Annotated in this window: 11 protein-coding genes and 1 pseudogene; 3 read left to right on the top strand and 9 right to left on the bottom strand. The window is 56.6% G+C overall.

All coding sequences use genetic code 11. The annotated features are described in order from the left end of the window. Positions 1–9: 9 nt before the first annotated feature. From treY to M8014_RS03105, 4 genes are all read right to left on the bottom strand, one after another. A complete protein-coding gene (gene treY, locus M8014_RS03120; protein ID WP_271281083.1) occupies positions 10–2,499 on the bottom strand; it encodes a malto-oligosyltrehalose synthase in 2,490 nt (829 codons plus the stop codon). After that, the gene (gene treZ / locus M8014_RS03115; RefSeq protein ID WP_271281082.1) at positions 2,496–4,271 is read right to left on the bottom strand and encodes a malto-oligosyltrehalose trehalohydrolase; all 1,776 of its coding nucleotides are present in this window, start codon (positions 4,269–4,271) and stop codon (positions 2,496–2,498) included. The genes treY and treZ overlap by 4 nt, the downstream gene beginning before the upstream one ends. A 274-nt stretch (positions 4,272–4,545) precedes the next feature. Next, positions 4,546–6,096, bottom strand: coding sequence for a methyl-accepting chemotaxis protein (locus M8014_RS03110; RefSeq protein WP_271281081.1), 1,551 nt, complete (start codon positions 6,094–6,096; stop codon positions 4,546–4,548). 186 nt (positions 6,097–6,282) lie between these two features. Further along, the gene (locus M8014_RS03105; RefSeq protein ID WP_271281080.1) at positions 6,283–7,515 is read right to left on the bottom strand and encodes a diguanylate phosphodiesterase; all 1,233 of its coding nucleotides are present in this window, start codon (positions 7,513–7,515) and stop codon (positions 6,283–6,285) included. 203 nt (positions 7,516–7,718) lie between these two features. Between M8014_RS03105 and M8014_RS03100 the strand changes: the two genes are divergently transcribed. Then, on the top strand, positions 7,719–8,639 hold the full coding sequence (locus tag M8014_RS03100; RefSeq protein ID WP_271281079.1) for a mannuronate-specific alginate lyase: 921 nt from the start codon (positions 7,719–7,721) through the stop codon (positions 8,637–8,639). Here M8014_RS03100 and M8014_RS03095 read toward each other — a convergent pair. Next, positions 8,636–9,385 (bottom strand): SDR family oxidoreductase, encoded by a 750-nt coding sequence (locus M8014_RS03095; RefSeq protein WP_271281078.1) that lies wholly within the window; start codon positions 9,383–9,385, stop codon positions 8,636–8,638. The genes M8014_RS03100 and M8014_RS03095 overlap by 4 nt on opposite strands. Before the next feature lie 126 nt (positions 9,386–9,511). Here M8014_RS03095 and M8014_RS03090 point away from each other — a divergent pair. Further along, positions 9,512–9,706: pseudogene (locus M8014_RS03090) on the top strand (helix-turn-helix domain-containing protein); the annotation flags it as partial. A 173-nt stretch (positions 9,707–9,879) separates the two neighbouring features. On the opposite strand, the gene M8014_RS03085 reads toward M8014_RS03090, so the two are convergent. Beyond that, positions 9,880–10,977 (bottom strand): alkene reductase, encoded by a 1,098-nt coding sequence (locus M8014_RS03085; RefSeq protein ID WP_154902096.1) that lies wholly within the window; start codon positions 10,975–10,977, stop codon positions 9,880–9,882. 119 nt (positions 10,978–11,096) lie between these two features. On the opposite strand from M8014_RS03085, the gene M8014_RS03080 reads away from it, so the two are divergent. Further along, positions 11,097–12,026 (top strand): LysR family transcriptional regulator, encoded by a 930-nt coding sequence (locus M8014_RS03080; RefSeq protein ID WP_055773933.1) that lies wholly within the window; start codon positions 11,097–11,099, stop codon positions 12,024–12,026. Here the strand turns inward: M8014_RS03080 and M8014_RS03075 are convergent. From M8014_RS03075 to M8014_RS03065, 3 genes are read right to left on the bottom strand one after another with little or no spacing between them, the layout of a single operon-like run. Continuing rightward, positions 12,009–12,980: a nuclear transport factor 2 family protein gene (locus M8014_RS03075; RefSeq protein WP_154902097.1), complete on the bottom strand. Its 972-nt coding sequence runs from the start codon at positions 12,978–12,980 to the stop codon at positions 12,009–12,011. The two genes, M8014_RS03080 and M8014_RS03075, sit on opposite strands and share 18 nt — an antisense overlap. A 14-nt stretch (positions 12,981–12,994) precedes the next feature. Further along, the gene (locus M8014_RS03070) at positions 12,995–13,975 is read right to left on the bottom strand and encodes a TIGR03571 family LLM class oxidoreductase (protein ID WP_271281077.1); all 981 of its coding nucleotides are present in this window, start codon (positions 13,973–13,975) and stop codon (positions 12,995–12,997) included. Positions 13,976–14,031: 56 nt separating this feature from the next. After that, positions 14,032–14,961 (bottom strand): alpha/beta hydrolase, encoded by a 930-nt coding sequence (locus M8014_RS03065; RefSeq protein ID WP_265784907.1) that lies wholly within the window; start codon positions 14,959–14,961, stop codon positions 14,032–14,034. Between the last annotated feature and the right edge of the window lie 5 nt (positions 14,962–14,966).

Here is a 14,966-nt window from a genome sequence, read left to right as displayed (position 1 = left end):
TTGCCAAAATCAGTCGCAGGCAAGTAAAACCCGCCAGCAGTCCCGCGTCGTCGCGAGTTGCAGGCTTTCATTTAATAACAAGATCTCACCGCTGAAGCAGTCCCGGTAGCGACGGTTCGCCAGGCCCGCAGGCAGGATCACGTCGGTTTGTGCCCACAGGGCCGCCCCGCTGACCGGGAACGCGTCGTGGGCCGCATCAAAGGCCAGACGTGGCGCCACTACGATCAACGCATCACCGTCATCAATCCGGGCATAGGCGATAGCTTTATCCGCCTGCTCGCCGGTGGTGATCAGCGCCGTATAGCTCCCCAGGCGGAACAGAGCCGGTTTCTGCTGACGCAGCTGCAGCAGAGTGGCAATCACCGACTGCTTGAGTTGCCCGTCCAGCCAGCTGGCAATACCTGCGGGTTTCACGCTGAGCTGCTGCGCGAGTCGGTCGTAATCCGGCTCCCGGCGGTTGTCCGGGTCAACCAGGCTAAAGTTGAGCCCCTCACTGCCCTGATAAATATCCGGCACGCCGGGGGCGGTGAGTTTGATCACCGTCTGACTCAGGCTGTTGACCAGCCCGCTGAGAATAAATGGCCGCAGTGCGGTGCAAAAATCCTGTAAGAACAGCTGATTATCGGGCGACAGCAGATGGGCGGCGTAGGCCAGGACCACCGTTTCATAGGCTTCGTTGCTGTCGACCCAGTCGGTGCGCAGTTTGGCTTCGCGCAGGGCTTTCTCGACAAATTCCAGGAACCGTTCCTCAAGGGCTTTCAGCCCCACCGGATCCTGCGGATCGAGGTGCGGTGGCCAGACCCCCGCCAGGGCCTGATACAGCATCCAGGTATCGGCCGCACGCGGTGCGGTTCCGTCATTCAGAAAGCGGACGTGGGTCTGGTTCATCTGCTGCCAGCGGGCCACGCACTCGGCCCAGATATGCGGGGCTTCGGTCAGGGTGTACAGCCGGGCGCGGGCGTCTTCCCCGCGTTTGGTATCGTGGGTCGAGGTGCCGGAGAGCGCATCCGGCTGACGGTCGCGGCGGGTCGCCATTTCGCTATGGAAACGGGTCAGGGAGAAGCCGCGCGGCACCGGCTCAGCACCCACTTCGTTCAGGGCCAGGCCCATGTGCTGACGGAAAAAGAGCGTATCTTCGACCGACTTGGCCATCAGCGGCCCGGTCAGTTGCTGGAAGCGGGTACGGAACGCCGTTGCGTTGTCGGTATCAACCACCTCACCCGTCAGGATCCGGGTCAGCAGCACCAGCGCTGCCGGGTCCGCGCTGACCTTCGCCACCACGCTGTGCAGCAGTTGCCGATCGGCCTCCGACAGCCCCTGCGCCGTGCCGTAGGTGCGATACACCGGGAAGGCCACCAGCAGCTCCCGCAGCGCCATCCGCAGCACGTCTTCTTCGATTTCGCCCTGTCCAACCGTCAATGCCAGCTGCAGCAGGGTGTTAAATTCCCCTTCAAAGTTACGCTCCACCATCAGCAGCCGGGCCGCGCGCAGCTCGGCGCGCATATCCACCGGTTGGCCCATCACCTCATCATAGGCCTGACGCAGGGCGCCGATACGCTCGTCATCCACCAGCACTTCAGAGAGCGAGGCAATAAACTCATACCCGGTGGTGCCGGATATCGGCCAGTCGGTCGGGAGATGCTCCCCTTTACCGAGGATCTTCTCTACCGTGATGTAACAATCCTTTCCCGCCTGCTGGCGCAGACGCTGCAGATAGCCGCGCGGATCGGCCAGGCCGTCCACATGATCGATGCGCAGGCCGTCCACCGCCCCCGAGCGCACCAGGGCCAGAATCAGCGCATGGCTGTCGTCAAACACCGCCTCATCTTCAACGCGCACACCGACAAGACCCGTTATCTCAAAGAAGCGCCGCCAGGAGAGATCGCGCGGGGCATCGCGCCAGCTGGTCAGGCGATACGGCTGCTGGTCATGCAGTTGCGCAAGGTCAGCCGGGTCGTGCAGCCTGAGCACGTCATCCTCTCGTCCTACCCAGCTGTCGGGGGTCAACGGGTAATAATTGTCGAAATACGCCAGCGCGGGTTTGCCGGTATTGGGATCGCGCTGCACGCTAAGTTCGCCCTTCTCCAGCGCCACCTCTACGTCATCGCCGAGGAACGGTAAGGTCAGCCGTCGCGACCAGTCGATATCAAAATGACGCGCAAAGCGGCTTTTCTCGCCGTGCTCAATCACATCCCGCCACCAGGCGTTCTCCAGCGAAGTGGACATGTGGTTTGGCACAATATCGAGGATCAACCCCAGTCCGGCGCTTTTAAGGGCGCTGACCATCCGCTCAAACCCGGCCCGTCCACCAATGGCCGGGTCGATCTCATTCACGTCGGTCACGTCATAGCCGTGTGTAGAGCCGCTGGCGGCGGTAAAAATGGGTGAGGCATACAGGTGGCTTATCCCGAGCTGCTGCAGATAAGGCACCAGACTGGCGGCACGATCGAACGTCATACCATTACGAAACTGAATACGCCATGTTGCGGTAGGGATCATCGGGTGGTCTCTCCCTGTGCAAATCGCACAATAAGGGTGTCAGGAAGCAGTTCAGTGCGGGCCTCAGGCCAGGCAAACAGGGTTTCCCCCGCAAGAAAGGGCAAGGTTTCGCGCCGATCGCTGGTATTCAGCGCCAGGGACAGCGTGCCCTGTGGGAAAGTCCAGCTCACTACCACGCAGCCGGGCGCCGTTTTCAGCACCTTGCCGGTGCCGCCACGCGCGGTTGCCAGCAGCGGGACAATCGCCTGCTGACGCAGACGAAGCAGTTGCTGAGTGAAGTGCAGCCAGTGTTGACCGGCGGGTTGGTTGAGTTTGTCCCAGTCGAGCTTCGAGCGCTGGAAGGTTTCAGGTGCGTTGGGATCGGGCACCGTTTCGTCATGATCGGCAAACTCACGGGCTCGTCCTTCACGCACCGCGCGCGCCAGCTCTCCGTGGAAATCGGTAAAAAAGAGGAACGGCTGGGTTTCACCATACTCTTCGCCCATAAACAGCAGCGGAATATGCGGCGAAAGCAGCAGCGCGGCCAACAGCACCCGGGTGCGCGCCTCTCCAACGAGAGTAATCAGCCGGTCACCCTGGGCGCGGTTGCCCACCTGATCGTGATTCTGGATAAAATCGACAAATGCCACCGGGGGCTGGTCGCGACTGTCGACTCCGCGACGTTCGCACGTCTGCGGGGAACGCTCGCCCTGGTAGGCAAATCCTTCTGTCAGCGCCCTCGCCACCCATTTCTCGGGGTGCTCAGCAAAATCCTGATGCCAGGCGTGGGTCTCGCCGGTGACCATGACATGCACGGCGTTATGCAGATCGTCGTTCCATTCGGCGGTGAACAGCGGCGCGGAGCCATCCTCCTCGCGTGGATGCAGAAACACCACGTTACGACTGTCTTCGGTGGTGAGATGCACCGGTCTGTCGGTGATTTCACGGCGGATACGCTCGGCGATTTCAATCAGCACGTGGGTGTCGGCACTGTCTTTGATCTGGTCGATGGCATCAAAACGCAGACCGTCGAGGTGATACTCCGTGAGCCAGAACAGCGGCGCATCGGTAATGTACTCCCGCACCGGATCGAGATCGTAAGCGATGCCGTTGCCCCACGGGGTCATCCGCTCCGGATGGAAGAAGTCCGGGGCCAGCCGTGGGAGATAGTTACCCTCCGGCCCAAAATGATTGAGCACAATATCGAGAACCACCGACAGCCCCAGTCCGTGGGCCGTATCGACAAAGGCTTTCAGCTCATCCGGCGTGCCGTAAGCACTGTGCGGGGCATACAGCAGCACGCCGTCATAGCCCCAGCCGCGCTTACCGCCTGCCTGCGAGACGGGCATCAGCTCAATAACGGTGATCCCGAGCTCAGCCAGATACCGCAGCTTATCCGTGGCGGCACGAAAGGTGCCTTCCGGGGTAAAGGTGCCGATATGCAGTTCGTAAATCACGCTCTCTTCCCAGGCGCGCCCCTGCCAGCCGGTATGCTGCCAGGCGTATCCCTTCGGGTCGGTCACGAGTGAAGGCCCGTTCACATCCCCCTGCTGAGCGCGGGATGCCGGGTCCGGCACCGCTGTGCCGTCAGAGAGGATAAAGCGATAAGGTGAACCGGGGGCCACGTTCGCGACGGTCAGCGAAAACCCACCGCTGTCGGTCGGGTTCATAGGCAACGCGTTCCCCTTTAATTGCAGCGAAACCTGCTGCTGCCCGCTTGCCCACAGGCGAAAGCACGTTTCGCCGCTGTCTGAGTATTCACATCCCCAATACTTCATCGTTTTTGCCGTCATTCCATCACCTCGTCTTACCCGTACTGCCTCGGGTTGCTTAACGTATAGCGCTACGCTGAGGGAAAAAGAGAAAGTGCGTCGGCGGTAAACCGCGCGCGAATAACAAGCATAGACCAGGATAGTCAACGTGATGTGACAGCGTCACAGAGGGGGGAGTTACCGCGAAGTCGTTTACTCTGGCAAGAATTCGGTAAAGTGGACGGAACCGCCACCTGAGCAGCAGGTTCCCCCTCCCCCTAAACCTCAAGGGAGAGGGAACTGTCCGTGTAAATCGTTACGCCGGTTCCGGCAATCTGAAGCTGGAGATACTTTGCGTCAAATGCCTCGCCTGTTCTTCCAGCGAGGCGGCCGCGGCCGCAGACTCCTGCACCAGCGCGGCGTTTTGTTGGGTCACGCCGTCCATCTCCGTTACCGCCTGCCCAACCTGACCAATCCCGCGGCTCTGCTCTTCCGACGCCACGGCGATCTGCTCCATCAACGCATTCACTTTATTCACCGAGGTGATGATCGCATTGATCACCTCGCCAGAGCGATTGACCAGTTGTGAACCGTTTTTCACGCTCGAGACCGACTGGGCAATCAGGTTTTCAATATCCTTCGCCGCGACGGCGCTTTTCTGCGCCAGGGTCCGCACTTCGGTGGCGACCACCGCAAAACCCCGCCCCTGATTACCGGCACGCGCGGCCTCAACGGCGGCGTTCAGCGCCAGAATATTGGTCTGGAAGGCGATGCTGTTAATCACGCTGGTGATGTCTTCAATACGCTGGGAATTAGCCGCAATGGTGTTCATGGTATCAATCACTTCGCGGGTCACCGACTCGCCGGTGCGCGCGTTGTTCACCGCATCCTGCACCAGTTTCCCGGCCTGATGCACGTTCTCGGTGTTATTGGCGACGGTAGCGCTCAGCTGTTCCATACTGGCGGCGGTTTCCGTCAGGGCAGACGCCTGCTGTTCAGTACGCGAGGCCAGGTCGATATTGCCGGAGGCAATCTCCTGCGAAGCGTGGTTCACGGTACGGCAGGCTTCACGCACCTGAGAGATGGTCTCCAGCAGAGCCAGACGCATCTGCTCCATCGACCCCATCAGCTGGTCAATTTCATTGCGGGAACCGTCTTTCAGCGGCACCGTTTCGGTCAGCTTACCGGCAGCAATCTGGCTGCAGTGTTCGCGTGCGAGTTGAATCGGCGTAAAGACAAAGCGCGTCATCAGCCAATTGACCGCAACGATCACCACCACAAACAGCGCCGCAAAGGCGGCAATGATTGCCAGGCCCGAGGTAAAGTGGTCGCGGGCATCTTCATTCAGGCTTTTGGCATATTTCTGATGAATGGAAAGCACCTGGTCGAGCACGATTTCGTACTGACGGTCGAGGCGGGAGATCTGTGGGATAAGCGCATCGAATTTCGCGGCGTCGTGGGCCGCTGCCGCGTCAATCAGCGGTACCAGCCCCTGGTCGCGGTAATTCAGCCAGGCGTCACCATAGTTTTTGACCAGCGGTGCTTCGTCCGCCAGGCGCGGCGCGGCGTTAAAGGCCGCAAACGCATCATCCGCTTTGGACAGCGCCAGCTTAACGTCTGCCAGCTTCTGCGTGAGGTCGGCCGTCTCGCCGCCTTCCGCCTGCTTCATATATTCCATTACCCGCACGCGCAGGGTCCGGCTGTGGTTAATAGGGTCGATGATTGACAGCACAACCTGGATCTCTTTATTCACATTATCCAGGGATTCATTGCTCTTAATCACCAGCCAGACGTTGGTCGCAGCACTGGCAACAAAGAAAAATAACAACGCAAACAGGACGGCAAGGGACGACTTTTTTAACGACATAATTACCTCAGAATCAAAACGGTCTGAGGCATTATCGGCAGGGGTAGCACATTGTTGAATGAAAGTTATTTGTCGATTAGCAGGCCAATTAAATGATTACACTCCAGCAATATCAGTTAATTAGGTGATAAATGCTGCTTTGTGCATCAATCACCTAACAGCGGCGCTAATCTGTTTGCCACAGATTTAGAACGCGAGATGCCCACTGGCGGCTAGCTGTGGCCAGTGAATATCCCCCACGCCGTTTAACTGCGGGCGGGAGAACAAAAATCCCTGAAAGCGTTTGATGCCTGCGGACTCCAGCCAGCACCACTCTTCAATGCGTTCGATGCCTTCTGCCACCAGCGCAATCTCCAGATCGGTACAGCAGCTGATGATCGACTTCACAATGGCCTGCTTCGGCCCGCTGAGGTGGATATCGCTGATGATTTCGCGGTCGATTTTAAGCTTGTCCGGCTGAAAGCGTGTCAGCAGCGACAGTCCGGCATAGCCCGAGCCAAAATCGTCAATCGCAAGGCCAATGCCCGCCGCACGCAACTGCTTGATGGCGCTGTTAAACTGGTTAAAGCCGGAGATCATTTCGTTTTCGGTGACTTCAATGACCACCTGCTCGGGCAGCAAACCGTGCGCAAGGATATTATCCATCAGAAAATCAACCGCGTCGGGCACGTTGACCAGCGACATGGGCAGCAGGTTGACGGCAATTTTATGATCGCCAATGCCTATTTTCTCTGCCAGCGCAAAGGCGTAGGCCTTAGTCTGCAGATCCACTTCGTACACTTTATCCTGATCGATGGCGTTAAAAAAATGCTCCGGGCTGCCCCCGTCATTGCCACGGATCAGCGCCTCCAGAGAGGAGATTTTACCTTCCGAAGGCTCAACAATGGGCTGGAGCGCAAACTGACAGGGCTGATTGTCGATAAGTTCGGGGATGGCTTTGCCAAAAGGGGCATGCTCCGGGGCGAGAATCCAGCTGCCCGGGTGCAGCGTTGCGCGGGCCGCGGGTTGCTTCTGTCGGGTAATAAATGACCGAATAAACTTGAACACTTTGTCTTCTGCCGTCAGATAACGCTCCAGCTTGCTGTAACGCAGCACGGTAGACAGCACCGAATCCGGCGTGTCGATGCAAAGATCGAACAGCAGCATTCCGACATTTTCGAAGCGTCTGCGCGGACCGTAGTCGCGCATCAGTTCCACAACATTGATATGGCGTTGGTCTGTCCGGATGGTGGCGAACAGTTTATTGATATCCTCTTCCGCCCCTTCGAGGATCTGCAGAAAATCGACGCCGTTAAACAGCAAAATGCCGGTAATGTTGCGCCCGGCATTGCGAATCTTTGCGGATTCAACAAGTGATGTCAGGGAAAAAGATTCACAGGATGAATTTAACTGGCTTTTATAGATGAGCGTAGTGAGCACAGCAATTGTTCCCGAACCAATATGTAAACTTATAACTGATTGTTTAGCATAAAAGACAATTGCAGACTAATAGTATTAAGGCGAGAAAATGTTAAAACTGCGTTTTAGCTCATAATAATCGAGGTGAATGTATCACATCCACTACCCCCTTCAGGATCGTGCTTCTGCTGTGCCTCCCGGTTTATGCCCAGGCAGCCCCGCTTGTGCCACCGTCCGGTTTTAACCAGCCGGTGCCGCAGACGGCGTCGGGAGGTTGCGTTACCCTGCCCGCGCCTTATACCGACCCGCTGACGTTACGCAGTAAATATGAGGGTTCGGACAGCGCACGTGCCACCCTGAACCCCGATGCGGAGAAGGCCTTTCGCTCGGCGACAAAACCGATTGTCGGCTTTGAGCGCGGCATCGCAGAGATGACCTGGCGCTATAAGCAGAGCGGTGACCCGCATACCTTAAACTGTCTGTTGGCCGGATACGCCGCCTGGGCCAACGCCGGGGCGTTGCTCTCTTTGGAAACCAGCCACACCGGGCGCGCGATGCGCAAGTGGGCGCTGGCTACCCTTGCCAGCAGCTGGCTGGAGCTGAAGTTTATGCCCGACTCGCCGCTGCACGGACAGCAGGCGACCGAGCGCTGGCTGGGCCAGCTGGCAGATCGGGTGGTTCTGGAGTGGGACGGCCTGCCGCTCAAAAGTACCAATAACCACAGCTACTGGGCGGCATGGGCGGTGATGGCCACCGCCGTGGCGCTTGACCGGCGGGATCTGTTTGCGTGGTCGTTAAAAGAGTACCGTATTGCCGCCGGGCAGATCGCCGCCGACGGCACGCTGGCAAACGAGCAAAAACGCGGTGAGCGGGCGCGGGCCTATCACAACTATGCCCTGCAACCGCTGGTGATGATCGCCAGCTTTGCCGGGGCGAATCAGGTAGACGTGATGGCGGAAAATAACGGCGCGCTGGCGCGCCTGGCGGAGTATGTTTTGCGCGAAGACGACACCCATCTGGCGTGGCTGGAACCCTGGTGCGCGATGAGCCGGTGCAGTGCAGTGACATTGTCACGCCTGAATACTCATCGTCCGCTGGAGGATCGCCGCCTCGGCGGCAATCTCACGCTGCTCTATCAACGCTAAATCTGCGCCATCCCGCCATCCACAAACAGCTCGGCGGCGTTGATAAAGCTGGCAGCATCGGAGGCGAGAAACGCCACGACTTTACCCACCTCTTCTGGCTCACCAATGCGCCCCAGCGGGACCTGCGCGGCTAACGCATCGAATAACCCCTGACGCTGCTCCTCCGGCACCAGATCCCCAAGCCCCGGTGTTTTGATCGGACCCGGACTGACCACGTTCACCCGGATACCGCGCCCCTGCAGATCCAGCGCCCACGAGCGGGCAAAGTTTCTGACGGCGGCTTTACTGGCGCTGTACACGCTGAAGTTGGCGGTACCTTTAACCGAGACCGTGGAGCCGGTGAGGATCACCGACGACCCGGGGGCCATCAGCGGCAGCGCCTTCTGCACGGTAAACACCACGCCGCGAACGTTGGTAGCAAAAATGCGGTCAAAATGTTCCTCGCTGATTGCTCCCAGGGGCTGCATATCTCCGCCACCCGCGTTGGCAAACAGCACGTCCAGCCGCCCGGACTGTTCGGCGATCTGGGCGTACACCGTATCGAGGTCGGCAAGCTGTGAAGCATCGGCGCGAATGCCAATCACCCGTCCGCCCAGACTCGCCACGGCGTTATCCAGCTCCACCTGACGGCGTCCGGTGATGTACACCTTCGCACCCTGGGTCATCAGCTCTTTCGCCGTTGCCAGACCAATACCGCTGGTGCCGCCGGTGACCAGCGCGACTTTACCTGTTAATGCTGCGTTCATTTGCTGTTCCTTCCACGTTATGAGGGTTGAACGCACTCTACCGCTTGCTGGATTAGTGAAAAATCAGCAAAAATGGAAATCACTTTTTCCCTGCGGGAATAATCCCGTGTTGATGAGCGCCTTTCTATGGACCAACTTATGGCGATGCGCGCCTTTACCCGCGTGGTCGAAACCGGCAGTTTTACCCGGGCGGCAGACTCCCTGAACATGCCGATCGCCACGCTTAGCAAGCGGGTGCTGGCGCTGGAGGCTCATCTTGGCGTGCAGCTGCTCCAGCGCACTACCCGGCGGGTAACGACAACGCCGGAAGGAGAGGACTATTAGGGGTTCGAGGGCCAATGATGTAAAAAACCACGCTAACGAAGTAATTATATGAAATATAAGTGTTTATTTGGCGGTTTCACTATTGATAGAATTCCTCCTCTCCGAATGGCTGAAAACCGGAGCTGTTTTAGGATCGGAGGCATTCCGGATACGTTCCAGCTTCTGGGAACTTAATCGACGTGATACGTGGGATAATCTATATAACCTGCATCTCGCCCGGTATAGAACGTATCCTTATCAGGAACAGCCATCGGCCATCCATTCTTCATGCGTTTAACGAGATCTGGATTGGCTATGAAAGGACGCCCAAATGCAATTAAGTCGGCAACCCCCTCTCTGAGTGCCATTTCTGCACGCGCCTGTGTATAGCTGCCCGCTACGATGAGGGTACCTTCGTAAGCCTTGCGAAACTTTGTAAGGAAGCCAGCAGGAATGGCCTGAGCTCCGAGAGATTCCTGATCGCTCAAATGTACATATGCGAGATGTCGACGACGCAGTTCGATACCTAAAGATAACCAGGTATCCTGCTCATCATCAAAGCCATGCATATCCTGCAGGCGGCCAAAGGGTGCAATACGGATACCTGTCAGATGACTCCCGATGGCTGCAGAGACGGCATCCACCGTTTCCAGCGTAAACCGCAGGCGATTGGCGATAGTACCACCATAACGATCTGTTCTGTCGTTAAGTCCACCATTGATAAATTGCTCGAAGATGTAGCCGTTAGCCGCGTGGATCTCCACACCGTCAAACCCCGCCTCGATAGCATTTTTAGCCGCCCGAACGAAATCCTGCGTCACCCGCGGGACTTCATCCGTTGCTAATGCGCGGGGCTGGCTGTGAAATACGCGTACAGACTGACAGTTATCACCGGGAATGTGAGTGGTGCAGCCTTCTGCAACGCGTGAGACGGAGCTGACCGGTGCCTGCCCATCAGGCTGGTGAGCAATGTGTGAGGAACGTCCTACGTGCCAAAGCTGGATGAATATTTTCCCACCCTGCGCATGTACTGCCTCAGTCACCTTTTTCCAGCCCTCTATCTGTTCGTCAGTGTAAATTCCCGGCGTGTAAGCCTGTCCACGGCCTTCCATTGAAACAGGTGAACCTTCGGAAACAATTAAACCTGCTGTTGCGCGCTGGCGATAGTAGGTGACCATACTGTCAGTGGGAATAAGATCATAGGCCCGCGAACGGGTCATTGGTGCCATAACCACACGATTATTAAGCCTTATTCCATTCATTGTATAGATATTCAGTAACTCGCTCATTCTGTCTCCTGAAGCCATTTCATGGTAAAAATCTGTTAGCAACGATCTTAACCTTATTTGAAGACCATGATTACCTGGGCAAAAAGCCCCTCAGTGTTGAGATAAAGGAACCAATATTTGTGACGGCACAACTCAATGGCGTACAGGAATTTACTGAAGTCGTCAGAAAAGGCAGTTTCGTTGCTGCTGCTGAGGGTTTAGGCGTGACGCGCTCTGCACTCAGCAAAAGCATCAAGCGTCTGGAAATTCGGCTGGGGGTTCGCTTACTCAACCGCAGTACGCGAAGCCTGTCGCTGACACCGGAAGGTGAGATCTATTTCAATCGCTGCACTGCTGCTCTGGATATGATTTCAGATGCCGAAAGCAGAATAGAGGCGGGAATAGTCGAGCCGTCTGGACTGATGCGGCTGACGGTTCCCGTGGCCTTTGGTCACCTTTTCATTATGCCCTTACTCAATATCATGGCGTTAAAATACCGGGCCCTGAATATCGAAGTTGATTTCAGCGATCGGGTTCGCGACCCGGCGACAGACGGCTTTGACCTCGCACTGAGGCTTGGCCCCCTGCCTGACTCAGCTGATTTGGTTGCCACACGCCTGGGCGAGCAAAGGCTTATCATTTGCGCCTCTGCGGGATATCTGGAACGAGCAGGCATCCCCATTGATCTTCGTGAGCTTTCATCACACAGATGCATTTCAGGGTTACCGTCAGACGGGCAAACTTACTGGCTAATCCGGGGCAAAGAGGGACACGTTGTAAGACACGTTGTTTCCTCAGCCTACCGTTTTAATAATGGTCAAGCCATGCTGGAGGCGGCTATTGCCGGATGTGGGGTGACGCAACTTCCGGACTGGTTATGCGGTGATGCCATCAAAAGGGGGCAGCTTCGTGCAATTCTACCCACATTTCAGGCACCGCCCACCCCCATTTCTGCAATGTGGCCCAGGACTCACACGGTCCTTCCTAAAGTGAGAGCCTTGATTGAAGAACTGAAAAAAGAGTTGCCGGCACGCTTGTCGAGCGCGCAGCGTTCATCTGTTGCGCGGTAATGCGGTATCAATACCGGATACATCATCTGTTGAAAGCCAGCCTGGATTATATTCGCTCCAGCATATTGACCATCGATTGTGAGAATCCTTTTCCATCCCAACGCGGTAATGCGCGCCGTAGATTTCGCGCCCCCCTGAGTCGTGCGTTCTCTCCGCGATGATCCGGCCTATTATCAGGATGGCCGAATGGCGATCGGGCTGGATACATACTTTCAGCGGTTCACCATAATGCTGCATCCAGGGCCACGGAAGCCGGAAGGCTTTCATGGCGGCAATAATATTCCGCCTCCCCGATATATAGCCCAGGGGGGTAAAGTTACCCGCGGCGTTTTCACTAAAACATGTGCTGAAAAGTGTGAAATCTGCCTGGTCCAGCGCCCACGCGTAGCGATACCAGGTATCGATCACATCCTGTTCGTCACTCGTAGCACGGTGGTTTTCTGGCACAATATGCCAGGGGGCATCAAGTTCACTGATAATGGCGACTGGCGGAAATCGCTGATGCCAGCCGGACTCTTCAGCCGGTAGCTGCCATCCCGATAACAACTGCCTTGCACCTGAGGTCCAGTTTATTTGGAGGTGAAGGGTATGGATCAAAGGTTGGGCTTCATCTGTGCCTGCCCTCATCACGACCGTCCCCCCAAACCGTACCTGGTTATGACGTCCGGAACCTGTGCGCGAAGCATGCCCGTGCAGGTATGCACTGGCGACGTAATCTTTATCGTTCCGTCGCTCAACGGTGTTTGTCAGCGTAACGGATACGTTGTCCAGGTCAGCAAAGTCATTTTGCAAAAGGGCGGTGACATTTTCACGGCCGGAAACTGTTCCACGATGACTGCTGAATAATCTGACCGAGGGGTCCAGCCATTGGCTATTGTCGGAGTAAGCATTCCCTGACCAGGTTTCACAAAAACTTATCAGGCTCTGCACCGAAGAATGAAATGAACTGTTCATTTATTGTCCTGCGTTTATTCAGAAGGAAACTCGGGTAACACAAATTCTGCCATTTCAGCCATCACCTCGGCTGCGGACCGTGTCAGCGGTTTCAGATTTAACGCAACGTGGTTTACTCCCTGCCGTTCCTGCTCCTTCCATAGCTTTATCAGCGCATTGCGGCCGACGGTGATGCCATTCATCAATCTGCGAAGCGGCGCGTCAGGGTTAGCATCGAGGTCAAAAAAGGTGGCATAACCATAAGGTCTGAAACGATTATCGTCGTAACCGCCACGCCAGAATTCAAGTAGCTCCGGGAGCGTTGAGAAATCACTCAGATGCCATATCCATCCGTCGCTTTCCTCTGCTATCCAGCTCAGGTCCTGCCGTGCGCGACCAACCACAATCATTGGAATACGGGATTTAAAGGGTTTGGGAATAAGATCAAGGTTGCCTGATAGCTTGCCGTAGTACGCCGTTTCAGCCACCGGGAAGGACGTCTCACAGACGGTTTTTATCAGACCAAACGCTTCACGATAACGTTCGGCCCGGTTATCGTAATCGGCACCAAATGCAGGGTATTCAACAGCGCGATCCCCGCTGGATAGCCCCAGCAAAAGGCGTCCACCACTTAGCTGGTCCACTGAGGCTGCCTGCTTGGCCAATATAATCGGGTCCCGCAGGGGTAACACCATACCGGTGGTACCCAGCGTTATGCGTGTAGTTTGAGAGGCAAGGAATCCGAGATAGACCATGGGATCCAGCATCTGTCCGGTGTCACCAAACCGTGGATCATAAAAGGGCACATCTCTCATCCACAGAGCGGAAAAACCGGCGTCATCAGCAAATTTTGCCAGCGCCTGATGATCCTGCAGAGTCGGGAAAGGCGAATCCGGATAACCTTCAAGCGGCATAATAAAGCCGAAGGTCAGGCGGCCCGGGCGGAATACGCGTTTATATGCGCTATGTGAGGCAAGATCCGGCGGATAAGTGAGTTGTGTCTGTAAAGGGGGCATTTTCACTCCTGACGGGCGCAGTCAGTTGCGCCCGTTATTTAGTTCATCACTGATGATTACTTCGCTGCATCCTGCAGGGCCTGCTTCATAAACACAACGGAGCTCTCCAGTGCCTGCACCGCTTCTGGCTGCAGCGTGGAGAAGAAATGCCATGCGTGGAACATACCCGGCCAGACTTCCAGATTTACGCGAACCCGGTGATCACCCAGATGAGTTGCGAGCCGCATAGCGTCGCTCAGCATTAGTTCGTTTTCGCCAATCTGAACCAGCACCGGCGGCAGACCTGTCACATCGGCAAACACCGGTGATGCCATTGGGTGATTAGGCAACGCATCGCCCAGGAAGGTGCGTGCCAGGAAATCCAGACCTGCCTTGGTGTTCAGAGGATCAAGGCCTTCCCGGTTGGTCATGGAGACGCCCGTGTGCTCAAGGTTGGCCCATGGGGAAATGGAAACACCGCCGGCTGGAAGCGGCAGGCCTTTATTACGTGCAGCTACCATAACAGTAACCACCATCGCTCCGCCCGCAGACTCGCCCGCCAGTACGATGTTGCTGGCGTCAAAGCCCTGCTCAATCAACCACTCATACGCACGAACGGTGTCGGTAACAGGCGTAGGGAAAGGATACTCCGGTGCCAGACGGTAATCCGGCATGTAAACCCGTGCGCCCAGCATGCTGGCGTAGTTACCACCAATGCCGTGATAGCCCGCCGGTTCACCAACAATGTAAGCACCGCCGTGGATGTACATAACGATGGCATCAGTTTCAAGGTTGTCGGGGGTTACCAGCGTTCCCGGCACGCCTCCCATGTCTACCTCAATAAAACTGACACCGGAAGGTGCAGGATTTTTAGCCAGCATACGGGTGTAGGCGTCACGTACCTCACTCATAGGCGTTACGGTATCCTCACCCGTAAGGATTGGACCCAGGCCGGCCAGGCTTTCTGACCATTCTTTTACGGCTTGTTTGGTTTGTTGATTCAGCATTTTTA

It is taken from the genome of Silvania hatchlandensis, assembly GCF_025564065.1.
Lineage (GTDB): Bacteria > Pseudomonadota > Gammaproteobacteria > Enterobacterales > Enterobacteriaceae > Enterobacter > Enterobacter hatchlandensis.
This window is presented reverse-complemented; position numbering and strand designations above follow the sequence as displayed.

Excerpts from the sequence above, each read along its gene's own strand:
- M8014_RS03070 (WP_271281077.1), bottom strand. The coding sequence starts at position 13,975 with ATGCCCCCTTTACAGACACAACTCACTTATCCGCCGGATCTTGCCTCA.
- treZ (WP_271281082.1), bottom strand. The coding sequence starts at position 4,271 with ATGACGGCAAAAACGATGAAGTATTGGGGATGTGAATACTCAGACAGC.
- treY (WP_271281083.1), bottom strand. The coding sequence starts at position 2,499 with ATGATCCCTACCGCAACATGGCGTATTCAGTTTCGTAATGGTATGACG.
- M8014_RS03110 (WP_271281081.1), bottom strand. The coding sequence starts at position 6,096 with ATGTCGTTAAAAAAGTCGTCCCTTGCCGTCCTGTTTGCGTTGTTATTT.
- M8014_RS03075 (WP_154902097.1), bottom strand. The coding sequence starts at position 12,980 with ATGAACAGTTCATTTCATTCTTCGGTGCAGAGCCTGATAAGTTTTTGT.
- M8014_RS03085 (WP_154902096.1), bottom strand. The coding sequence starts at position 10,977 with ATGAGCGAGTTACTGAATATCTATACAATGAATGGAATAAGGCTTAAT.
- M8014_RS03065 (WP_265784907.1), bottom strand. The coding sequence starts at position 14,961 with ATGCTGAATCAACAAACCAAACAAGCCGTAAAAGAATGGTCAGAAAGC.
- M8014_RS03095 (WP_271281078.1), bottom strand. The coding sequence starts at position 9,385 with ATGAACGCAGCATTAACAGGTAAAGTCGCGCTGGTCACCGGCGGCACC.